This window comes from Streptomyces sp. NPDC002884 (genome assembly GCF_040295245.1).
In the GTDB taxonomy this organism is placed as follows: domain Bacteria; phylum Actinomycetota; class Actinomycetes; order Streptomycetales; family Streptomycetaceae; genus Streptomyces.
In genome coordinates this window covers 129,933-152,387 of the sequence record NZ_JBEOVB010000019.1, presented here as the reverse complement: position 1 = coordinate 152,387, position 22,455 = coordinate 129,933, and the positions used below count along the sequence as shown (strand labels likewise).

Annotated in this window: 16 protein-coding genes; 5 read left to right on the top strand and 11 right to left on the bottom strand. The window is 71.6% G+C overall.

Features of this window, described 5'->3' with window-relative positions; translation table 11 throughout:
* The coding region (locus ABT070_RS30740; protein WP_351765291.1) for an ABC transporter ATP-binding protein at positions 1 to 487 on the bottom strand (487 nt) is incomplete at its 3' end.
* A 12-nt stretch (positions 488 to 499) separates the two neighbouring features.
* Positions 500 to 1,165 carry a DUF4097 family beta strand repeat-containing protein gene (locus tag ABT070_RS30735; RefSeq protein WP_351765289.1) on the bottom strand — a complete coding sequence of 222 codons (666 nt, stop codon included), beginning with the start codon at positions 1,163 to 1,165 and terminating at the stop codon, positions 500 to 502.
* A 222-nt stretch (positions 1,166 to 1,387) separates the two neighbouring features.
* Between ABT070_RS30735 and ABT070_RS30730 the strand changes: the two genes are divergently transcribed.
* The 3 genes from ABT070_RS30730 (at position 1,388) to ABT070_RS30720 (ending at position 5,997) form a co-directional block, all read left to right on the top strand.
* Positions 1,388 to 2,143 (top strand): helix-turn-helix domain-containing protein, encoded by a 756-nt coding sequence (locus ABT070_RS30730; protein ID WP_351765303.1) that lies wholly within the window; start codon positions 1,388 to 1,390, stop codon positions 2,141 to 2,143.
* Positions 2,144 to 2,302: 159 nt separating this feature from the next.
* Positions 2,303 to 4,429, top strand: a complete 2,127-nt coding sequence (locus ABT070_RS30725) for a DUF4139 domain-containing protein (protein ID WP_502990187.1) — start codon at positions 2,303 to 2,305, stop codon at positions 4,427 to 4,429.
* Positions 4,430 to 4,437: 8 nt separating this feature from the next.
* On the top strand, positions 4,438 to 5,997 hold the full coding sequence (locus ABT070_RS30720; protein WP_351765285.1) for a DUF4139 domain-containing protein: 1,560 nt from the start codon (positions 4,438 to 4,440) through the stop codon (positions 5,995 to 5,997).
* A 121-nt stretch (positions 5,998 to 6,118) separates the two neighbouring features.
* Here the strand turns inward: ABT070_RS30720 and ABT070_RS30715 are convergent, their stop codons facing one another.
* The 3 genes from ABT070_RS30715 to ABT070_RS30705 form a co-directional block, all read right to left on the bottom strand.
* Entirely contained in the window at positions 6,119 to 8,311 is a 2,193-nt protein-coding gene (locus ABT070_RS30715) for a prolyl oligopeptidase family serine peptidase (protein ID WP_351765283.1), read from the bottom strand.
* Positions 8,284 to 10,068, bottom strand: a complete 1,785-nt coding sequence (locus tag ABT070_RS30710) for an N-acetylglutaminylglutamine amidotransferase (protein ID WP_351765281.1) — start codon at positions 10,066 to 10,068, stop codon at positions 8,284 to 8,286. The genes ABT070_RS30715 and ABT070_RS30710 overlap by 28 nt, the downstream gene beginning before the upstream one ends.
* Positions 10,069 to 10,166: 98 nt before the next feature.
* Positions 10,167 to 11,354, bottom strand: coding sequence for a carboxylate-amine ligase (locus ABT070_RS30705; RefSeq protein ID WP_351765279.1), 1,188 nt, complete (start codon positions 11,352 to 11,354; stop codon positions 10,167 to 10,169).
* A 423-nt stretch (positions 11,355 to 11,777) separates the two neighbouring features.
* Between ABT070_RS30705 and ABT070_RS30700 the strand changes: the two genes are divergently transcribed.
* Positions 11,778 to 12,104, top strand: coding sequence for a plasmid stabilization protein (locus tag ABT070_RS30700; protein WP_351765277.1), 327 nt, complete (start codon positions 11,778 to 11,780; stop codon positions 12,102 to 12,104).
* A 180-nt stretch (positions 12,105 to 12,284) separates the two neighbouring features.
* Here the strand turns inward: ABT070_RS30700 and lexA are convergent, their stop codons facing one another.
* The 6 genes from lexA to ABT070_RS30670 form a co-directional block, all read right to left on the bottom strand.
* The gene (gene lexA / locus ABT070_RS30695) at positions 12,285 to 12,956 is read right to left on the bottom strand and encodes a transcriptional repressor LexA (protein ID WP_351765275.1); all 672 of its coding nucleotides are present in this window, start codon (positions 12,954 to 12,956) and stop codon (positions 12,285 to 12,287) included.
* Between the two features lie 140 nt (positions 12,957 to 13,096).
* A complete protein-coding gene (locus tag ABT070_RS30690; protein ID WP_351765273.1) occupies positions 13,097 to 14,851 on the bottom strand; it encodes an amylo-alpha-1,6-glucosidase in 1,755 nt (584 codons plus the stop codon).
* An 88-nt stretch (positions 14,852 to 14,939) separates the two neighbouring features.
* Entirely contained in the window at positions 14,940 to 15,761 is an 822-nt protein-coding gene (locus ABT070_RS30685; protein ID WP_351765301.1) for a carbohydrate ABC transporter permease, read from the bottom strand.
* Between the two features lie 11 nt (positions 15,762 to 15,772).
* A complete protein-coding gene (locus ABT070_RS30680) occupies positions 15,773 to 16,756 on the bottom strand; it encodes a carbohydrate ABC transporter permease (RefSeq protein ID WP_351765271.1) in 984 nt (327 codons plus the stop codon).
* 10 nt (positions 16,757 to 16,766) lie between these two features.
* Positions 16,767 to 18,008 carry a sugar ABC transporter substrate-binding protein gene (locus ABT070_RS30675; protein ID WP_351765269.1) on the bottom strand — a complete coding sequence of 414 codons (1,242 nt, stop codon included), beginning with the start codon at positions 18,006 to 18,008 and terminating at the stop codon, positions 16,767 to 16,769.
* Positions 18,009 to 18,419: 411 nt separating this feature from the next.
* Positions 18,420 to 19,439 carry a LacI family DNA-binding transcriptional regulator gene (locus tag ABT070_RS30670; protein WP_351765267.1) on the bottom strand — a complete coding sequence of 340 codons (1,020 nt, stop codon included), beginning with the start codon at positions 19,437 to 19,439 and terminating at the stop codon, positions 18,420 to 18,422.
* Positions 19,440 to 19,654: 215 nt separating this feature from the next.
* Between ABT070_RS30670 and ABT070_RS30665 the strand changes: the two genes are divergently transcribed.
* A complete protein-coding gene (locus tag ABT070_RS30665) occupies positions 19,655 to 22,432 on the top strand; it encodes a cellulosome protein (protein WP_351765265.1) in 2,778 nt (925 codons plus the stop codon).
* The last annotated feature ends 23 nt before the right edge of the window (positions 22,433 to 22,455 follow it).

Below are 22,455 nucleotides of genomic sequence, written 5' to 3'. Positions count from 1 at the left end.
GCTCGTCGAGGAAGATGATCCGCGGGCTGCCGACGAGTGTCATGGCGATGTCGAGGCGGCGTTTCATGCCGCCGGAGTAGGTGGCGGCGGGTTTCTTCGCGGCCTCGACCAGGTCGAAGCGTTCCAGCAGTTCGGCGGCCACCCGGCGGCCCTCAGCCTTGGGCAGGTGGTGCAGGTCCGCCATGAGCAGCATGTTCTCCTCGCCGGTGATCAGACCGTCCACGGCGGAGAACTGCCCGGTCACACCGATCGCGGCACGTACCGCTTGCGGGTCGGTGGCGAGGTCGTGGCCGGCGACCTGGGCCTGCCCGCCGTCGGCGGTGATGAGCGTGGAGAGGATCTTCACGGCGGTGGTCTTGCCGGCGCCGTTCGGCCCGAGCAGGGAGAAGACCGTTCCTTCGGGGACGGCCAGGTCGATGCCGTCGAGCACGGTCTTGTCGCCGTAGGACTTGCGCAGCCCGTTCGCCGCGATGGCCGGGTTGGTCATGACGATCACTCCTCAGAGGCTGCGGGCGACGATGTCGCCGTAGGCGGTGGTCGCGTGGATGTTCAGGCCGGTGGTGCCTTCGGAGTTCTTCAGCGTGTTGTGGATCCGGCCGTAGGTGGTGCCGGCGTCCAGGGAGGCGGAGACTCCGCGGGCCGCGCCGACCGACACCTCGCCGGCGTCGGTGCGCAGCATCACCGTGCCGCGCACGGCTTCGGCGATCCGGATGTCGCCCTTCTTGGTGCTGATCTCCGCGGGGCCGTTGAGGCGGCCGACCGCGACGTCACCGGCGAGCAGGGTGAGGCGGACGCTCGCGGCCTCGTCGAGCTTGACGGAGCCCTGCGAGCCCTGGAAGACGACGTCGCCGAGCCGACCGACACCGCGGAATTCGGCGCTGGCCGCCTTCGCCTCGACCCAGGAGTCGGCGGGCAGTTGGACGGTCACCTCGATGGATCCGGAGTTGCCGAGGATCCGGTTCTGCACCGAGGCCTCGACGCGCAGGACTCCGCCGCCGAATTCGACCCTGGCCTGCTCGGCCGCCTTCACGTCACGGCTGTTCGAGGCGTCCGCGGGTAGGACCTCGACCGTGGTGTCGGCCCGGTCGGCGGCGATGAACCGGATGCGTCCCGCGGGGATGTCGAGGACGGCGGCGATCGGGGCGGGGGTTTCGAACTTCTGCATCGTGCTCTCCTTCGGGCTTCTGTTTCCGACAGTGGAAAAGCTACGTTGCATTCAAGAATCACTCAACATAGTCGTTGCATCTGATTCATATATAGGCAGGTCAGAGGCAACAAATCGTTGCAACGGATCTAAATCTAACGCAACGACAGAAACGCGACTCGTTGCAATGGATGGAAAGTGAACGCTATGCTGGAGGCACCGAGCAGCACGAAGGAGATCGCCATGCCGGGAGGCAGACTCACCCAGCAGGAACGCCAGCAGATCGCGCTGGGACTGGCCGACGGGCTCGCCTACGCGGAGATCGCCAGACGTCTCGATCGTCCGACCTCGACGATCACACGTGAGGTGATGCGCAACGGCGGCCCCACCGCCTACCGCGCCGACCTGGCCCATCGCGCCACCGAACGCCGCACCCACCAGCGCAGGCAGACCGCACCCCGGGGGACGCAGGCGCCGGCGCCGGCCCATGGACGCGACGCCGAGGCCGTGCGCGAGTACGAGGAGATGTTCACGACTCTCCTCATGGGACAGGGCCTGCCCAAGATGATGTCCCGGGTGCTGACCTGCCTCTACACCACCGACGCGGGCAGCCTGACCGCGTCCGAACTCGTCCAGCGCCTCGAGGTCAGCCCGGCGTCCGTCTCCAAAGCGGTCGCGTTCCTCGAGAGTCAGGGCCTCATCCGCCGGGAACGGGACGAACGCCGCCGCGAGCGCTACCTCGTGGACGACGACGTCTTCTATCAGTCGACGATCGCCAGTGCCAGGTCCAGCATCCAACTCGCCGAGGTCGCACGGCAGGGCGTCGGCGTCCTCGGCTCCGACACCCCGGCCGCCGCCCGCCTGGAGAACATCGCCCGCTTCGTCGACTTCGTCGCCGAGGGCATAACCCGCGCGGCGGAGCAGGCCCGGGAGGTCCTCCACACGAAAGCCAGAACGCCCTCGGGCGGCACTGCCGAGCCGAGTTCAGAGCGCGGATAGACGGCGGTCCTGAGGGTCACGCCCCCTGACGGTCCCGCCCCCTCCGGCTCCATCGACCGAACTGCCCGGGCGTAGGCTTCGCTCAGCACGGACTCGGCGGGGGGGGCGGGGCACATGGCGGCTCGAACGGCACAGAGGTGGGATTCGACCCTCGATTCGGTGGTGGTGTACGCGCAGGGCGCGGTCTGCCGCCGTCTGGCCCGGGGCAGCGTGCCGTCGGACGGCCGGGTGCGGGTGACGGGGCTGCCGCGCTCACTGGACCCCGGGTCCCTGCGGGCCCGTGTCACCGGCACGCCAGGCGTACGCGTCACCGAGGCCCGGGTGGAGGTCGAGGCCGAGCCGCTCGCCGAGGCCGTCCCCGACACGCTGCGGCGCGAGGTGGAGCGGCTGCGGGACGAGTGCGCGGCGGCACAGGGGCGCCGCGACCGGCAACTGGGTCTGATCGAGGAGGTCAAGGCTCTGCGCCCGGTCCCGCCGGCCCGCAGACGCGACGACCCGCACCGCCGCACTCCGGTCGACGCGTGGCTGGAGCTCGCCGAGTTCGTCGACGAGCGGCTGACCGGGCTGCACACCCGTCTCGTCGAGCTGGAGGAGGCGCTGGGCCACGCCGGGCACGCGCTCGCCGCGGCCGCCGACCGGCTCGCCCGCGCCTCGACCGACGTACCGGCGGCGCACGTGGAGACCACGGTCTCGGCGGTTCTGACTCTCGACGGCTCCGGCGACGCGGAAGTGGAGCTGGAGTACGGCGTGCCGGGCGCTGTCTGGGTCCCGGCCTACCGGCTCACCCACCGTCAGGGCGACAGCAGCGGCCGTCTGGTGCTGCGCGCCTCGGTCGCCCAACGCACCGGCGAGGACTGGACCGGTGTACGCATCGCCCTGGCCACCGCCGACCTGCGGCGCCGTACCGACCTGCCGAGGCTCCGCTCCCTCCGGATCGGACGCCGTCAGCCCGCACCCCTGCCGTCCGGCTGGCGCGAGCCGCCGTCGGGCCTGGCCGACCTGTTCGCCGGGTACGACGTGGCACCCCCTCGGCCGGCCGCGGCCGCCGCTCCCCCGACACCCGGGGGCGGGCCCGTGGCGGCCGGCTTCACGTCCGTTCCTGTTCCTGTTCCCGTTCCCGTTCCCGTTCCCGTTCCCGTTCCCGTTCCGCCGATGCAGCCGGCACCGCAGGGTTACGGCGAGTCGCTCGCCGCGGCACCGCCGAGCTACGGAGCGCCGCCTCCGCCGGGCAGCGCGGGCAGCGCCTACCCGGAGCCCTACGGCAGCGGAACGAACGAGTTCGCGCAGCCGGTCCCGTCACGGCCGGGCGGCGGGGGCCGGGGGCGGGCCCGCAGCATGCCCCTCGCGGCGCCCGCGGCCATGGCTCCCCAGGCTCCTGCCTTCGCGGCCGCACCCCCCGCCGCCCCTGGTGGCGCCGCCCCGGCGCAGGCCGCGACGCCGGCCGCCGGTCCGCCACGGCCGAGCGGCGCCGAACTCGACTACACCGCGCTCGCGTTGAGCGGCGCCGATGAGCACGGTGGTCGCCGGGGGCTGCTGTTCCCGGACTCTCCCTTCGATCCGGTGGCGGCCGAGTACCGCCGCCGCGCCGAGGCGGTGACCGCGCTGCCGCTGCCCGGACACGCCGTGCGGCCCCGCGAGTCGGCCGGCTCCTTCGACCACCGCTTCGACGCGGTCGCCCGCGCGGACATTCCCTCGGACGGCACCTGGCACACCGTCACCGTCGGCGAGATCCCGGTCGGTCTGCGCACCGAGTACCTCTGCGTGCCGTCGGTGGAGCAGACCGTGTACGCGACGCTGGTGCTCTCCAACTCCACCGATCAGGCCCTGCTGGCCGGCCCGGTGGAGGTCACCGCCGGCGACGACTACCTGCTGACCACCGCCCTGCCCACGCTCGCCCCCGGCGGTGAGCGCCGGGTGGGGCTCGGCCCGGCCCAGGGCGTCCGGGTCACCCGCCGTACGAACCTGCACGAGTCGACCTCGGGGCTGCGCAACAGCACCACCGTGCTCGACCACCGCGTCCACGTGGAGCTGGCCAACCAGCTCGGCGAGACCGTCACCGTCGAGGTCCGCGAGCGGGTCCCGGTCACCTCCGACGCGGACATCCGGATCGAGGAACGGGCCGACTGGTCGGCTCCCCGGGACGGCGCGGGCCCGGAGCAGCACGCACCTGGCACCCGCGTGTGGCGGGTGGACCTGCCCGCCGGCGCCACCACCGCCCTCGACGGCGGCTACGAGATCCGCATCGCGTCCGCCAAGACGCTGGCCGGCGGCAACCGCAGGAGCTGACACATCCCATGTCCATGGCACCGGAGCCGATTCCCCTCCCCGTCACCGCCGTCACCTGCCTGGAGGACCGCGCCCATGTCGAGCGCACCACCGTGCTCGACCTGGAGGCGGGAGTCCAGCGACTGCGTCTGGGGCCCGTCAGCGCGCTGGCCGTCGACCGAACCCTCCACGCCGAGCTGACCGCCGAACACCCGGCGACCGTGCTCGACGTGCGGATCGTCCGCGACTGGACGCCGCGCGGGCCACGGCCGGCCGACGGCGACTCCGCCCTGCGCCACCGCGCGCACACGCTCGAAGAGGAGTCGCTCGCCCTGGGGCGCCGCCGCGACCGGCTGCACGCCCGACTCGACGCGCTGGGCCGTCTCGCCGCCGATCTGCTGCGGGAGATCGGCGAAGGCGCCGGTTCAGGAGAGAGCGAGGCGCTCCGCTGGACCCGCGAACTGGACCGGGTGGACGAGGAGCGCGACTCCCACGGTGAGCAACTGCGCACCGTGGAAGCCCGGCTGACCGCCCTCGGTTCCGAACTCGCCGAGACCTGGCGGCTGCTGGAGCTCGCCGAGGAGCAACCTGCCGAACTGGTCGGCCACATCGAACTGACCGTCGAGGCCGCGGTCGCCGGGCCGGCCGGGCTGCGCCTCAGCCACCTCACGCCGTGTGCGCTGTGGCGGCCCGCCTACCGGGCCGTGCTCGACGGCGACTCCCTCACGCTGGAGACCGACGCGATGGTCTGGCAGCGCACCGGCGAGGACTGGTCCGACGTACGGCTGACGCTGTCGACGGCACGCTCGGCACAGTCCACCGAGCCACCCCGGCTGGGCGAGGACCGGCTGACGCTCCAGGACCGCACCTCCGCCGAGCGCCGCACCGTCGACGTCGAGCTGCGCGAGGAGGAGATCGCGGACCTGGGGCCGGCTCCGGTGCTCGGTCTGCCGGGAGTGGACGACGGCGACGAGGTACGGGTGCTGGAGGCCCCCGCGGCGGTCTCCGTGCCCTCGGACGGCCGTGCCCACCGCGTGCCGCTCTCCTCGTTCACCACGTCCGCGGGCATCGAGTACGCCTGCGCACCCGAGTTGTCCCCACTGGTCACCCAGGTGGCGCGGTTCGACAACCGGTCCGGCCACGCGCTGCTCGCCGGCCCCGTCGACCTCATCCGGGGCAGCGGGTTCACCGGTCGCGGCACCCTGGACTTCACCGCTCCCCACGCCCCCGTCGAACTCGCCTACGGCAGCCGCGACGACCACCGGGTCGTCCGGCACACCGAGGAGAGCCGGGACACCGCCACGCTCACCCAGCGGACCGTGGTCACCCGCACCGTCCGCCTCCACGTGTCCCGGTTCTCCTCGCCCGGCGAGCACGGCGACCGGGTGATCGTCCTGCGCGAGCGGATCCCGGTCTCCGAGGTCTCGGCGGTGGAGGTCCGGCTGCGCAAGGAGGCCTGCTCTCCCGCCCCCGACACGATCGACGCCGAGGGCATCGCCGGCTGGAGCCTGTCCCTGCCGCCCGGCGGCCGACGCACCGTCACCCTGGTCTACGAGCTGTCGGCGAGCGCCAAGGTAGCCGGGCTGTGAGCCGTGCCGGCCGGCGCCGCCTGCCGTGACGAGCGACGGCGGCCCGGCCGGGCCCCGGTGATCACCTCTCCGGGGGATCCCGCCCTGCCGCCGAGGTCCGCGCGACCGGCGACGAGGCTGTTCAGCCGGTCAGGTGGCGTTCCAGCCAGTCCGCGGCGGCCCGGCGGAACAGTCGCCGGTTGTCCGCGCGCAGGAAGTCGTGCCCCTCGTCGCGCAGAGTGAGCAGTTCGGCCGGGACACCCCGGTCGCGCGCCGCCCGTACGAACTGCTCGGACTCCCCCGGCGGCACGTTGGTGTCGTGTTCGCCGTGGACGGCGAGCACGGGGACGCGCAGCGCGTCGATGCGCGTCATAGGCGAGAGCTCCCGCAGCAGTTCGCGGTCGCGCTCGGGGTGCCCGTACTTGTGGGCGGCCGACTCGGCGAGCCAGGGCTCCGTACCGGCGAAGAAGGTCGCGAAGTCCGACATGCCGCAGACGGCGACGCCGGTGCGGAACAGGTCCGGGTGCCGTACGAGGGAGGCGAAGGTCAGGTAGCCGCCGTACGAGCGCCCCATGACCGCCAGCCGGGTCGGGTCGGCGGGGCCCGCGGGCACCGCGTGGGCCGCGCAGTCCGCGACATCGTCCAGCGCGGCGAAGCGTCCGGCGCCCAGGTCGGCGTCGACGAACGATCTGCCGTGCCCCGAGGAGCCTCGGACGTCGGGGGCGAAGACGTCCAGTCCCCGCCCGGTCAGCTCGTGGTAGAGCGGGCTGAAGACCGGGCGTTCCTGCTCCTCCGGACCACCGTGCAGGTGGATCACGCAGGGGGCGGGGTCCCCCGGGGGCCGGCCCGGGGCCCGGTAGTACCAGCCGCCGAGGGGTAGCCCGTCGCGCGCGGTGAGGCGCAGGAGGACGGGGCGCACGGGCGGGCGGACCGGCCCGACGGCGTCCTCGTCGCGGGAGGACCAGGGGGTGCGGAGCAGGGACACGCCCTCGAAGGACGACCACACCCCGGGCCGGCGCTGGGACCCGGACAGTGCCGACAGCAGTCCCCGCGAACCGGCCGCCTCGACGCGGGTGACGACCTCGTGGGGCAGGGGAACGTGCGTCGTCGGCAGCGGGGCGTACGGTGCGCGGTGGGCCGGGAGGATCTCGACGAGTTCCAGCCGGCTCGCGCCCCGTTCGTTCCAGGACAGCGCGGCGGTGTGGCCGTCGTGCGACACCGCCAGCAGGTCCAGGTCGCTGTCAGGCCGTTCGGCCACGACGGATCTGCCGTGCGGTCGGCCGTCGGTGCCGAGGGCGACGGCGAGGAGGGCCGCGTACTCGCGTTCGGCGTCGCTGCGCAGCCACAGGGTCCGCCCGTCGGGGGAGAACCGTCCGATCCACGGATCGCCGTCGGCGACCGGCACGGTGCACGTCGTCTCGGAGTCCGCCGTGCGCCGGACGACCGCCTCCCGCCGTCCTCGCGGCCCCCGGCGCAGCAGCACGAGCCTGCCGTCGCGGCTGATGTCGCACACCCGCAGGGTGGCGGCGTGCGTCTCCGTGGCGAGCAGTACGGGGGACGCCAGCCCGTCGGGATCGATCAGGTAGGCCGACAGCCCGCCGTCGCGTCGGACCGTCGGTACCGGGGGCTCCGCGGCGTCGGCCGCGGTCGCGGTCGCGGCCTGCCCCGTCTCCCGTGCGGTTTCGTACGGAGTTCCGCCGAGGAGTGTCGCCCGGCCGCCCCGGCCGGCCCAGTTCGTCGGCGGAGCGCCGTCCGCCCGGGTCGGGGCCGCTCCGTTCGTGACCCTGCGGGTGTCCGGTGCGGCGAGCGTGACGGCGACGGCCGAGCCGTCGTGCGCCCAGCAGCCCAGGTGGGCGGTGTGGCCCGGGTCGTCCCCGGCCAGGACGCGGCGGCCGGTGCCGTCGGGTCGTACGCACAGCACCCGGGAGTGCTCGCCGCCTCCCGGGGCGGTGGTGTAGGCGATCCAGCGGCCGTCCGGTGACCAGGACACCTCTTTGACCGGGTCCGGGAGGAAGTCGAGCAGGTGCACCTCGCCCCCGTCCACGGGCCCGGCCCACAGTTGCGGGACACCGCCCCGGTCGCAGATGAAGGCCGCCTCGGAGCCGTCCGGGTGGGCGGAGGGATACCAGCAGCCGTGGGAGCGCAGCCGCGTCACGGCGTCCCGCGGGCCGCTCGTCGCGGGCAGGAGAACCGGCGCCGGGGCCGGGGCGGTGGGGGCGGCGCCCCGCGCTTGCGCCGACCGGGTGACGGGGGGCGGCGGAGCGACCGGGTCGTCGCTCGGGGCCGCCGGTGTGCTCCGCCCGTCACTCACGTGATGCCGTGCGTCTGAAGCCATATCTCCAGCAACGCTACCTGCCACAGGGCGTTCGCTCCCCGTTTGGTGCGGTGCTCGTCGGGCGCCTCGAGGAGCTGGGACACGTACGGCTCCTGGAAGAGTCCGCGCCGCCTCGCCTCGGGTGCCTCGAGCGCCTCGCGCACCCGTTTCAGGACGGGGCCGGCCATGTGCTTGATCGCCGGGACCGGGAAGTAGCCCTTGGGCCGGTCGACGATGTCCCGGGGCAGCAGCTGACGTCCGGCCGCCTTCAGCACGCCCTTGCCGCCGTCGGCCAGCTTGAGCTCCGGCGGGCAGGCCGCGGCCAGCTCGACGAGTTCGTGGTCGAGGAACGGCACGCGTGCCTCCAGCCCCCAGGCCATGGTCATGTTGTCGACGCGCTTGACCGGGTCGTCGACGAGCATCACGTGCGTGTCCAGGCGCAGGGCGGCGTCCAGGGCCGTCTCGGCTCCGGGGACCGCCATGTGGTCCCGGACGAATCGGCCCGAGACGTCGTCGTCGGGCAGCATGCGGGGTTCCAGGATCCGGCCGAGGTCGGCGTGCGGCCGGTCGAAGTACGTGTCGGCGTACCGCTCGGCCGCGTCCGCGCGGGCGGCCTCGGCGAGCCGCGGGTACCAGTGGTAGCCGGCGAGCACCTCGTCGGCGCCCTGTCCGCTCTGCACGACCTTCACCTCCTTCGACACCTGCTCGGACAGCAGATAGAAGGCGACCACGTCGTGGCTGGTCATCGGCTCGCTCATCGCCGCGACAGCGCCGTCCAGGGCCGTCGACACCCGGTCGGAGGGCACCATCAGCCGACGGTGGTCGGTGCCGAACTCGCGGGCCACCAGATCCGAGTACCGGAACTCGTCGCCCGCTTCCCCGCCCTCGGACTCGAACCCCACGCTGAACGTCATCAGGTCCCGCTGCCCCTCCTGGGCCAGCAGGGCGACGATCAGACTGGAGTCGAGTCCGCCGGAGAGCAGGACGCCGACCTGGACGTCGGAGACCATCCGCCGGCGTACGGCCGTGCGCAGCGCGTCCAGCATCGCGTCACGCCAGTCGTGCGCGCTCATGGCCGCGTACTCGTCCCGACGGGTGTACGACGGCTGCCAGTAGCAGTGGTCGTGCTGGCTGCCGTCCGGTTCGACGACCCGCACGGTGGCCGGCGGGAGCTTGCGCACACCGCCGAGGACGGTGCGCGGGGCGGCGACCGTGGCGTGCCAGCTCAGGTACTGGTGGACGGCCACCGGATCGAGTGAGGTGTCCACCTCGCCGGCGGCGAGAAGGGCGGGCAGGGAGGACGCGAACCGCAGCCGCCCCGGCGTCCGTGCCAGGTACAGGGGCTTGATACCGAGCCGGTCGCGCCCCAGCACCACGCGTCCTGACCGGTGCTCGACGAGGGCGAAGGCGAACATGCCGTAGAAACGCTCCACGCAGGCGGTGCCCCACTGCTGGTACGCCTTGAGCACCACCTCGGTGTCGGACGTCGTCGCGAACCGGTGTCCCAGTTTCCGCAGCTCTTCGCGCAGCTCCCGGTAGTTGTACACACAGCCGTTGAAGACTCCGGTGATCCCGGCGCGGGAGTCGGTCATCGGCTGCGCCGCGAGGTCGGACAGGTCGATGATCTTCAGTCGCCGATGTCCCAGCGCGACCGCGCCCCGCGTCCAGATTCCACGGCCGTCGGGGCCACGGGCGGCGAGCCGCTCGCTCATGCGCTCGACGGCCGCGAGATCGGGACGGTGACCGTCGAAGCGGATCTCCCCGCTCAGACCGCACATGACGTGCCGCCTCCGTTTCGTTCGGTGTGCGCCGAGCGCCGGGACATGGGTGCCGGACGGTCGGCGCAGGACGATGGGTCGTCCGTGTCCATGGTGATTCACCTGCGGGTCAGCGGCCGTGCGAACCGGCGGGAGGGGTCTGTCACCCCCGCGGCGGGCGGAAGGCTCCTGCGGCGGGTGACCGCCGCGCCGCCGGAGGCGCGTTCGCCTCGGGTCTCGGCGATCAGCATGTCGACACAGGCCAGCAGATCCTCTTCCTCGGCGCTGTGGCGCATACGGCGAGCCGCGCTGCCGTCGGCGAGGGCCTCCTCCGCCAACGCGCGGACGGTCTCCCAGTCGCCGTGTGCCTCCAGGGCGGGGCGGAGCCGGGCGAGCAGCCTGCGCACGACCCGTGCCGCGGGCGCCTCCTGGTGGGTCTCGGGGTCCACCAGGCCTCCTTCGAGCCCGGCCCTGGCCGCCCGCCAGGAGGCTCCGCGCAGCCACTCGTGCCGGCCTGCGCAGCCGGGGGCGCCGTCCGTGCGAAGCCTCTCGCGGGCCTCGGTGACCAGGGCGCGGAACAGTCCGGCCACGAGCACGACGGTCTCCGCGCGCGGGCAGGAATCGCAGATGCGCAGCTCCAGCGTCTGGAGGTGCGAGGAGGGGCGTACGTCGTAGTAGATCATCCCCGCGTCGCTGATGATCCCGGACCGGACGAGGTCGCCCACGGTGGCGTCGTACTCGGCCGCGCTCGCGAAGCAGCCGACCGGGCCGGCGGTGGGCCAGCGCTGCCAGAGCATGGTGCGCCAGCTCCCGTACCCGGTGTCGGCCCCCTGCCAGAACGGCGAACTGGCGGAGAGCGCGAGGAGCACGGGCAGCCAGGGAGAGACCGCGCACATCACTCGCACCGCCGTGTCGCGGTCGGGAACGTCCACATGGACCTGGGCACCGCAGATGAGCTGCTCGTCGGCGACCGTGCGGTAGTCCTCGACCATGCGGCGATAGCGGGCTCCCGCGGTGGGGTGCGCGGCTGCCGGCGGCGCGAGCGGCGCCGCGCCGGCGGCCACCACCGCGAGTCCCAGCGAGGAAGCGGCCGCGTCGAGCTGCCGTCTCGTCCCGGTGAGGTCGGCGTACAGGTCGTCGAGGGACGCGTGCACCTGGCTGTTCGACTCCACGGTCGACTGGTGCAGTTCGGTGGTGAAGGTATGCCGCGGGAGGCGTCGCAGGAGCGAATTGGCGCGTGGCACGAGTAGCCCGCTCTCCACCTCCAGGACGTGGAACTCCTCCTCCACTCCGATACGAACGCTCACGGTCACTCCTCGGGGTGATGCGGAGCGGCTGTTCGCCGCAGGCGAAGGGTCCCCCACCGGCGCACGCGGCGGCAGGTGAGGGACTTCGAGTCACCAGATCGCCGATTTATAAGCACACATTGCGTATGCGACGTGAGCAAATTGCAGATGACTAGCCGGACGGCCCGTGACATCCGGGTTCCGGCAGCGATCCATGCCCCCGACTGTGCCGTCGCGAAGACCTCCCGAGGCGCCCACGACGACAGAGCCGCACCCTCGCCCGGATTCGAAACTCTCTTCGAGCAAAACCGGGTCCGGCATTCCGGGATGGATCCGCCATCCGGGTGAGAAGCCGGCCGCCGGGGGTACGCGGACCGTCGATCAGAGAGCGTCGGAGAGCGGGTGCGGCCGAGTCGCCCGCTCCCGGTCCGGGAGGAGTTCGCCATGCCGCGGGGTTCCAGCTCCAAGCGTGAGCGCCAGTACGAGCACATCAAGGAGAGCGCCGAGAAGCGTGGCACCTCCACGGACCGCGCGAAGGAGATCGCGGCCCGCACGGTGAACAAGGAACGGGCCCGTGCCGGCGAGTCGAAGACGGCGAGCAAGACGTCCACGCAGGACGGGAAGTCCGCCTCGCAGCGCGGCGGCGAGCGCTCCCACAGCGGCGCCGAGGGGCCGACGCGGGACCAGCTCTACGCGGAGGCGAGGAAGCGCGGGATCGAGGGCCGCTCATCGATGAACAAGCAGGAACTGACCAAGGCCCTCGGCCGCTGACCGGCGCACAGGCCGTACAACCCGTACTTCCCGTACAACCGATACATCCCGTACATCCGAGTGGGCCCCCCGCACCCGGGTCACCGCGGAACGGCGTCGCGGGAGGGGGCGGGGCGGCGGCACCTCGGGACCGTCGCCCCGGGGGCGCACTGGTCGCCCGACCCCGTCGGCGCAGCCGCTCTACAGCAGGCGCAGGACGCCGACGACCTTCCCGAGGATCTGCGCCTGGTCGCCGCGGATCGGTGCGTAGGCCGGGTTGCGGGGCATGAGCCACACCTCTCCGTCCTGTCGGCGCAGCACCTTGACGGTGGCCTCGTCGTCCAGGAGCGCGGCGACGACGTCCCCGTGATCGGCGCTGTCCTGACGTCGTACGGTCACGATGTCGCCGTCGCAGATCGCCGCGCCGATCATGGAGTCGCCGGAGACCGTCAGGGCGAACAGGTCGCCGTCGCCCACGACTTGGCGGGGCATGGCGTAGACGTCCTCGACCATCTCCTCGGCGAGCAGCGGAGCGCCGGCCGCGATCCGCCCGACGAGCGGCACATCCACCCGCGTCTCGCTCCTGCCGCCGAGGTCGGGTGCCCATGAGGGCCGGACCCGGTAGGCGCGGGGGCGTTGCGGGTCCCGGTAGAGGACGCCCTTGCGCTCGAGGGCCATGAGCTGATGGGCGACCGAGGACGTGCTGGCGAGCTCCACGGCCTGGCCGATCTCCCGCATCGACGGCGGGTAGCCCTGCCGTTCGACCGACTCCGTGATGTAGCGGACGATGGCCGACTGGCGGCTCGTCAGCTCTCCTTCGGCGGTCCGGGGCCCCGGGGGACGGCCCCGGCGGGCGGACGCGGTGTTCTCCATCCGGGGCACCTCCGTGCAAGATCGTTCGGAATGACCCTAACCTGTCATCCCCCATAAATGGAACACCTTATCGAATCTCGGGGGTTTCGGGAGCCCGGGGTGCGCGTCCGGGTGGCGCTTTGCCGACGCGACGCCGGCGGTCAGAGCGGCTGGTGCCGTGGTGCCGTGCACCGGAGCTCGTGGGCTTCGGCGAGGAGGAGGTAGCTGCTGGCCGTCCAGGTGTAGGCGCGGTCGCGCAGGCCGGTGCCGGTGAGGGCGTCGAAGTTCTCCGCGAAGCCGTGGTTCTCGCACAGCGACCGGAAACGGGCGCTGATCTCGTCCGCGAGGCGCTCGTGGCCGCTGCGCCGCAGGCCGTCCTCGACCAGGACGGTGGCGGGCGCCCAGATCGGTCCGCGCCAGTAGCCGTCGGGACGGTAGTGCCGTGACGTGGGCAGTTCGGTGGCCAGGCCGTACGGGGTCAGATGTGCTTCGATCCGGTCGGCCAGCGTCTTGGCCACGCTCTCGGGCAGGTGTGCGCCCAGCACGATGGGCATCAGGTCGAGGAGGCTCGCGCTGCCCCAGGTGTCGCCGCTGTCGGCCCCGCGGGCGACGAACCGCTCCCCCGTCCACAGCTCGTCGAGCAGCGCGGCCTGGATCGTCCCGGCCTGACGAACCCGGTCTCCGGCCTCGTCCACGAGGCCCAGTCGCGTGGCCAGGGCGGCGAGTTCGTGCAACTGGAGAACGAGGAAGGCGGCGAGGTCGGCGGTGACGACCACGCGTTCGGGGTCGAAGGTCGTGGCGTTGTCCCAGCCGCTGTCGTTGCCGTGCTGGTAGTGCGGAAGGGTCGCGTCCGGTGCGCGGCGCACGGTGAGCCAGAAGTCCGTCCACCGTCCCAACCGGTCGTAGGCTTCGGCGAGTTCGGCGTGGCCGAGAGGTCCGGGCAGGCGCTCTCGCAACCGCCTCAGGGCCCAGCCGTGTACGGGGGGTTTGACGAAGTTGCGCAGGACCTCCGAGTGGGTCACCGAGTCGGGCAGGCCCCCGGTGTCGTCCTGGTGGTCGAACGGCAGTGAGAACTGGTCCCACGCCAGCGCGGGCGCTCCGGGCGCCAGGGCGAGTGCGTTGAAACAGTGGTCCCAGCTCCAGACCTTGTCCATCCAGTGCTTGGACATCAGCACGGCCGGGCGGGTGACGAGGCCCGCCGGGTCGACGGTCGCCGACCACAGGACGTAGGCAGCGAGTTCGGCGGCGGGGGTTCGGCCGGAACGCCAGGGGGCCACCCGGTCGGCGAAGTCGGTGAAGGCCTGCCCCGCCGCGGTCACGACTTCACCGAAGCTGCTTCGGGCGCGGTAGGGAGGGCGAGCGCTGTCGAACTCCTCGACGGCGGCCTCCCAGCTCTCGCCGGCCGGAGCGGTGATCGTGAGCCCACGGTCGGCGCCGGCCAGTGCCTGCTCACCGGTGGCGTCGGCCACGCTGCCCGACAGGACGGTGAGCCGGTAGCGGCGTCCGGTCTCGTACGAGGTGAACACGTAGGCGCCGTCCACCGGGTCACGGAAGAAGTACGTACCCGTGAAAGGTGTCAGGGTCCGGGCCGCCGCGGTGATGCGCAGGCCGAGACCGGCACCGCGCAGGCGCGCGGTGTCGGGCGACTCGTAGGCGAGGTCGACGCGCCCGCTCTCATGGGTCCAGTGCAGCAGGCTCGGGGTCGCCGTGACCCGGGTCTCGGCCCGCTCGCCGGTCGCGGCGTCGAGGGGGACGAGGCGGAGGACGGCGTGCATGCCGTTCTGGTGGGAGACCAGGTGGAGGTCGTCGGCGTAGGTCTGCTCCGCGAGCACCGGGGAGATGCCGAACCAGGATCCGTGTGTGCTGAACGGGATGTCGCGGAGGGAGAAGGCCGGGCCGGATCGGGCGGCGGTCATGCGGGGTTCTCGATTCTTCAGCAGTCGTCTTCGGCGGGGCCGCTCGGTGGAGGGCCGTTCGGTGGAGGGCCGTTCGGTGGAGGGCCGTTCAGTCCTTCACGGCTCCGGCGGTCACGCCGGCGGCGACATAGCGCTGGGCGACGACGAGGACCACGGTGGCGGGCAGCGAGGCCACGACGGCGGTGGCCATGATGGCGTTCCACTCCTGGTTGTTGTTGCCGATGTAGTGGTAGATGCCGAGGGTGATCGGCTCGTGTGCGCCGCCGCCCGCGAGGGTGCCGGCGAAGACGAAGTCGGACCAGGACCACAGGAACGCGAACAGCGACACGGTGACGACGGCGTTGCGGCTCATGGGCAGCACGATGGAGCGGAACGTGCGCAGCGGCCCGGCGCCGTCGGTCCTCGCGGCCTGGAGCAGCTCTTCCGGGATGCCGGACATGAACGCCGTGAAGATCAGCACCGCGAACGGGACGGCCAGGGTGGAGTCCGCGACGATCAGACCGGGTACCGACTGGAGCAGTCCGAGGCTGAGGTAGATGGCGTAGAAGCCCATCGCCATGATGATGCCGGGAATCATCTGCGCGACCAGGAAGAGGAAGCTCACGACACCGCCGCCGCGTGGCCGCAGTTTGGCCAGCGCGAAGCCGGCCGGAGCGGCCAGCGCCACGGTGAGGACCACGGTGCCGAGGCCGATGACGAGGCTGGTGCCGAGGTAGGGCAACTGCTGGTCGAAGACGGCCCGGTAGCCCTCCAGCGTGCCGTGCGCGGGGAAGAGGCCGGGCGGACTCTTGCGCATGTCCTGCTCGCGGGTGAAGGACACGTTGAGCATCCAGTAGACCGGGAAGAGCATGACGGCCGTCAGGACGAGACCCGTGGCCGTCTTCCACCAGGTGCGGTCGGGACGGTGCATGACGGGCGCGCTCACGACAGTGCCTGCTTTCGCTGGACCCTGAGATACACCAGGCCGAAGACCACGGCGGCGACGACGAGCAGATTGCCGACGGCCGAGCCGGGGCCGAAGGCGGGCAGCAGGTTGCCGAAGCCGAGTTGGTAGGACCAGGTGGCGAAGGTGGTGGACGAATCGGCCGGACCGCCCTTGGTCATGATCCAGATGATGTCGAAGACCTTGAGCGTGTAGACCAGGCCCAGCAGCAGGGTGATGGCGGAGACCGGGCGCAGGAGCGGGAAGGTGATGCTCCAGAAGCGCCGCCAGGCGCCCGCGCCGTCGAGGGCGGCCGCCTCGTACAGGCTGCCGGGGATGGACTGAAGACCGCTGTGGAGGACGACCAGGTTGAACGGGACGCCGATCCAGACGTTGGCGATGATCACCGAGGTCAGCGACCAGGACGGCGAGGTCAGCCAGTTCACCGGACCGATGCCGAAGGCGCTCGCCACGGCGTTGACGATGCCCGATTCGCTGTTGAGCATCCAGGACCAGGTGGAGGCCGACACGATGAGCGGCAGCAGCCAGGGCACCAGGAACAGGGCGCGCAGGGTGGCGGAGAGCCGGAAGTTCTGGTCGAAGAAGACCGCGAGTGCCAGGCCGATGGCGTACTGGAAGAACAGGCAGACGGTGGTGAACACCACGGTGTGCACCAGGGCCGGGCCGAAGGTCGGGTCCTGGAAGACGGTTTCGTAGTTGCTCAGGCCGGTGAAGGGCGCGTCGCCCTGGACGAAGGAGCGGACGGTGTAGTCGCGCAGGCTCAGATCGAGGTTGCGGTAGAGGGGATAGGCGTAGAAGAGGGCCAGGTAGAGGGTGACCGGGGCGAGGAAGGCCCAGGCGGCCCACTGCGGGGAGGTCGGGCGGCGGCGTGGCGCGAGGCGGGCCGGGGCCGGGGCGGCGGTGGCCGCCCCCTTTCGGTCCGGTCCGGTGCGGCGGGCCGGGGGGTAGGCCGTCTGCTTCATCGGTGCCACGTCACTTGACTGCGGACTGGGCCGAAGTGAGCGCACCCTTGGGGGACTTGGCTCCGCTGAGGGCGGACTGGACCGCCTTCCACATCTGCTCGGAGATCTTGGGGTACCGGGTGCCGAGGTCGTCGCTGGTGCGGCCCTTGGCCGCCTTGACCGCCTCGACCCAGGGCTTCAGTCCGGCGTTCGCCGCGACCTGCTTGTTCTGTACCTCGGCGGTGGGGGCCACATAGGAGAGGGTGGTGTCGGTGGCGTAGAGGTTCTCGGTGCTGGTCAGGCAGGTCACCAGCTTCTGCGAGGCGGGGTAGCGGCCGGTGTCGCCCTGGACGGGGACGGTGACGAACTCGCCGCCGGTCGGGGCCGACGCGTTGCCCCCGGTGGAGGCGGGTACGGGCAGGACGCCGTAGTCGAAGCCGGCCTTCTCGGCGTTCGCGAGCTGCCAGGTGCCGTTCTCGGCGAAGGCGTAGTCACCGCTCGCGAACTCCTGCCAGCTGGTGGTCTGGGTGTTGTTGATGACCGAGTTGGGGGCGTACCCCTTCTTCAGCCAGTCCGTCCACAGGGCCAGCGCCGACTCGCCCTGGGCGGAGTCGAGTTCGGTGAGCTTCGCGCCCGATCCCCAGAACCAGGGCAGGAACTGGAAGCTGCCCTCCTCGGTGCCGATCGCGGAGAAGGTGATGCCCTTCTTGCCGGCCTTGTCGACCTTCCCAAGCGCCGCCGTGAGCGACGGCCAGTCCTTGATCGAGGCGATGTCGACGCCGGCCTCCTTCAGCACGGCCTTGTTGTAGTAGAGGGCGAGGGTGTTGGCCCCGATCGGCGTTCCGTACGTCTTGCCGCCCGACTGGCCGGCCGCGAGCAGGTTGGCGTCGACCTTCGAGGTGTCCAGTCCGTTGTCGTCGGTGGTGGTGAGGACGCCGGCCTCCGCCAGGGTCGACACCACGGGGTTGTCGACGATGAGCACGTCCGGGGAGTTGTCCTGCTGGGCCGCCAGGAGGACCTTGTTCGTCAGGTCGCTGGTGTCGAACGCGGTCCGCTTGATCTTCACGCCCGCCTTGCTGCCGCACCCGTCGAGCAGCTTCGCCCACGCCGAGTTCTTGGCGAACTGCGGGTACGGGTCCCAGACGCTGTAGGTGCCGCTGTCGTCACCCGTCGCGGCGGAACTGCCGCCGGAGGAGCAGGCTGTGGTGCCGCCCGCGAGGGCCGCGACGGTCAGGGCCACGGCGGTGAGCCGCCGGCCGGGGGTTCTGTTCATGGCGTTCCTTGGGGTTTTGGGCATGGGCATGCCGAAGAAGAAGGAGCAGGGAGACAGCAGGGAGACAGCAGAGAGACGGCCGCTCGGGACTGCCGGCGACAGGGCGGCAGACGTTCCACGGGAGCGGCGACGACTCGAAGGACGAGGTGCCGGCCGGGGTGCTGGATGCCGACCGGTGCGATGTACCGGCCGTGGGGTGAGGTGCCGAGCGGGGTGCTGGGTGCCGACCGGGGTGCGATGTGCCGGCCTTGGGGTGAGGTACCGGCCGTGGGGTGAGATGCCAAACGGGGTGGTGGGTGCCGACCGGGGTGCAATGTGCCGACCGTGGAGCGAGATGCCGACCGTGGAGCGAGGTGCCGACCGTGGGGTGAGGTGCCGGCGGGGGCGAGGCGCCGGCCGTGGGCTGCGGTGTCAGCCCTGGGCTGCGGGGGCGGGTCCGGTGCTGGCGCGCAGGGAGATCGGCGGTACGAGGAGGTGGTGGCGGGGCGGGGTGTCGGGGTGGTCGAGCCGCTCGACGAGCAGTTCGACGGCGAGTCGGCCCATCCGCTCGGCCGGCACGTCCGCCGCGGTGAGCTGCGGGGTCACCGTCTCCGCCCACCGGCCGGCCACCACCCCGGTGAGGGAGAAGTCGCGCGGCACATGGCGGCCCGCCACGGCCAGACCGCGGTACAGACCGCCGAGCGCGGCCTCGTTCAGGGTGACCAGCGCCGTGGTGGCCGGGTCGTCGTGGAGGATCCGCTCCAGGCATTCCTGCCCGGCGGGAGCGTCGTCGCCGCAGCAGTACGTCCGCACGGTGAGTCCGCGCTCGGCCGCGGCCTTCGTGAAGCCGTCGAGGCCGCGGTGCGCCGACTCGTACCCGGCCCGCAACAGGTGCTCGGGCCGGTTCACCAGGGCGACCCTGCGGTGTCCCAGGTCGGCCAGGTGGTTGACGCAGGCCGCCGCCAGCGCGGTGTGGTCGAGACCGACCCACCGGTCACCGTCGGAACTGGCCGTGCGGCCGATGCAGACGGCGGGGAAGTCCTCCTCACCGAGGTGGGCGACCCGGTCGTCCTGGAGCCTGATCTCCATGAGGATCGCGCCGTCGACCCGCCGCTCCGCCAGCAGCCGTTGGAACGAACGGTCGCTGTCCACGCCGCTCGGGGAGAGCAGCACGTCGTAGTCGTAGGCCGCCGCCGCCTCCACCACGCTCCCGATGAAGTCGAGCTGCATGCCGGTGTAGTGGTTGCCCGCCGGTGGGAAGACCAGACCGATGGTGCTGGTCCGCCCGTTGGCCAGGGCACGCGCGCTGGCGTTGGGCCGGTAGCCCAACTCGTCGATGACCTCCTGGATCTTGCGCCGCGTCTCCTGCGACACCGCCCGTTTCCCGCTCAGCGCGTAGGACACGGTGCTCCGCGAGACACCGGCCCGCTTGGCGATCTCACCGATGTTCACGGGACTCCTTCGTCGAACCGGTTCGAATGCGGCGGACCGGCCGTCGAACCGGTTCGCGTGAAGGGAAGCTAGGGGCGTCAGGAGCCGCTGTCAATGGCCTGCGCAGACTTCCGGGTATCTGCTGCCCAATCCCCGTCGAGGGTATTGCTGCCCCCTTTTCCGCGGTGCTAGCTTCCGCCTCGCGTTCATCGAACCGGTTCGACATCCATGACGACATGCATGACGACATCCATGACGACTCCCGCGACGACTCCACGACGGATCACCCCACGGAGGCTTCAGTGCGACGCACCCGCAGCAGAACAAGAGCCGGCGCCGGCGCCACCGCCGTCACCGCCCTCGCCGCCCTGCTCGCCGTACCCGCCGCCACCGGCACGGCCCGCGCGGCGGAAACCGAACGGCTCACCATCGACCTCGCCACCGACACCGGCGCCTTCCACGGCGGCGCCTCCGGCTCGCTGTACGGCGTCTACGGCGACGGCGTGCCCAGCCGCAACGTCCTCGAGGGCATGCACGTCCGCACGGTGTCGACGAAGGCGCAGGACGGGCCCCAGCATCCGGGCGCGGACGCCCTGGAGATACTCCCGTCCTTCGTGGACTCCGGCGGCCGGGACGTCTACGTCTACATGACCGACATCTACCGCGGCTTCCCCTACCAGTGGCCGGGCGCGGACGGTCCGGCACGGCTCGCGGACTTCGAGGCGAAGATCGAGAAGCAGGTCCACCAGGTCCTGACCATGGGCGACTACAAGGACCACATCGTCTACGTCCCCTTCAACGAACCCGAAGGGAACATGTTCGGCACCGGTGACTGGAGCTACAACAAGGTCTCCTGGCTGACCGACCCGCAGTACTACTTCGCGGCCTGGAAGGAGGTCTATCACCTGATCAAGGGCCTCGACCCGGACGCCCGCATCGCAGGACCCAACACCAGCGTCCTCTACAGCCAGGTCAAGGGCTTCCTGCAATACGCGAAGGCCAACGACGTGGTGCCGGACGTGATGACCTGGCACGAGCTGTCGTCTCCGGACGCGGTCCGCACCAACGTGGCGAAGTACCGGCAGATGGAGAAGGACGTCGGTGTCGGCCCGCTGCCGATCAACGTCAACGAGTACGGCCACAACTACCACCTCTCCGTGCCCGGCCAGGTCGTCCAGTGGGTCGCGGCGATCGAGGATTCCAAGATCGACGCGGATCTGGCGTACTGGAACATCGACGGCAACCTCAACGACTCGGCTGTCGAGGCCAACAAGGGCAACGGGCAGTGGTGGCTGTTCAACGCCTACGGCCAGATGTCCGGCCACACGGTGCGGGTGACCGCCCCGCACCCCAACGAGCAGTACACCCTCCAGGGCGTCGCCACCCTCGACGAGGACAAGAAACAGGCCCGGGCGATCTTCGGCGGCAAGAGCGGCGACGCGGACGTCGTCTTCCGGAACATCGACCCCGAACTGTTCGGTGGGACCGTGCACGCCACCGTGCAGGAGATCCCCTGGACCGGCCAGGTCGGCGACTCGGCCCAGCCGCTGCGCCTGGCCGACCGGGAGCTGACGGTCGGCGCCGACGGCACCGTGGCCCTCCCCATGACCGGCATGAACGAGATGTCGGCCTACCAGGTCATCCTCTCCCCCGGCGGGCACGGCGGCGTATCCGCCCAGCCCTCGGTGAGCTGGCGCAGGACGTACGAGGCGGAGAACGCCTCGTACACCGGTGGCGGCTACTCGAGGAACGGCCCCGAGGGCACACCGTCCAACGTCGGCGGGTTCGCCACCTCGGGCACCTACAACGTCGGCGGGCTGCGCACCGGATCCGACGGGGTCCTCGCCTTCGACGTCGATGTCCCCCAGGACGGCACGTACGACCTGAGCGTGTTCGCCAACTCCTACAACCTGTACGACCTGGTGAAGGAGCAGGGACCCACCAACGTCTTCCTGCGCGTCGACGGCGCCGATCCGCAGGAACTGCGGCTGCCGCTCGGCTACAAGTGGGTGGTCTGGGGCCACACCGACACCACCGTGCGGCTGACGGCGGGCAAGCACCGCCTCACGCTCGCCGCACGGGACCAGGACCTCGGCGTCACCAGGGGCGACGCCATCATCGACAAGGTCGACCTCTCGCTGCGCGACGCGCAGGTGGCCGCGCCGGCGGTGTACGAGGCCGAGTACGCCGCCCTCACGGGAACGCGCCCCCGCTACACCCACAGCGGCGCTTCGGGCCCCGGCACCGTACCGCTGGGCAGGGGTGACTCCGCGACCTTCTGGGTGCACTCCCCCACCGACGGCGTGTCGACCGTGTACGTCGACCACCTGGGTGGAGGCCGGGCGAGTCTTTCCCTCAACGGCGAGAAGCTCGACGTCCCCGAGGTCGGCGGGGCGAAGAAGGGCACCGACGCGGTGCGGCTGTTCCTGTCCGGCGGCATCAACAAGATCACCGTCACGGGCGTCTCGCAGGCAGCGGTTCTGGACCGGCTGCGGGTCACCCGGCCCGGCGGCGGATCGACGACCGCCGTCTACCAGGCCGAGGACGGACGGCTGACCGGCGCCGCCAGAGTGACCGACGCCTATGCCTTCGCGTCCGGCGGCAAGGCGGTCACCGACATCGGCGCGGGCACGGCCAACGCGCTCACCGTCGACGTCGTCGCCGGGAGGGCCGGTCGGCACGCCGTCACCATCCGCTACTCCAACGCCGAACAGGCGCCCGCCACGCACTACAACCCCGACCCGATAGCCCGCCACGCCGATCTCTCGGTCAACGGCGGACCGCCCCGCCGGGTGCTGTTCCCGACCACCTTCCACTTCGACAACTTCTGGGAACTGACCGTCCCCGTCACGCTGAGGAAGGGCGCCAACAGACTGGCCTTCACCGCCGGGGAACTGCCCGACTTCAACGGCGACACCTACAACCCCTACGACCAGCGGTCGCCGTACGCGCCGGTCATCGACCGCATCGCCGTCACCCCGCTCGCGCAGAAACAGTCGACGACCGGCTCGTGATCGTCGAGGACCGGTAGGACGCC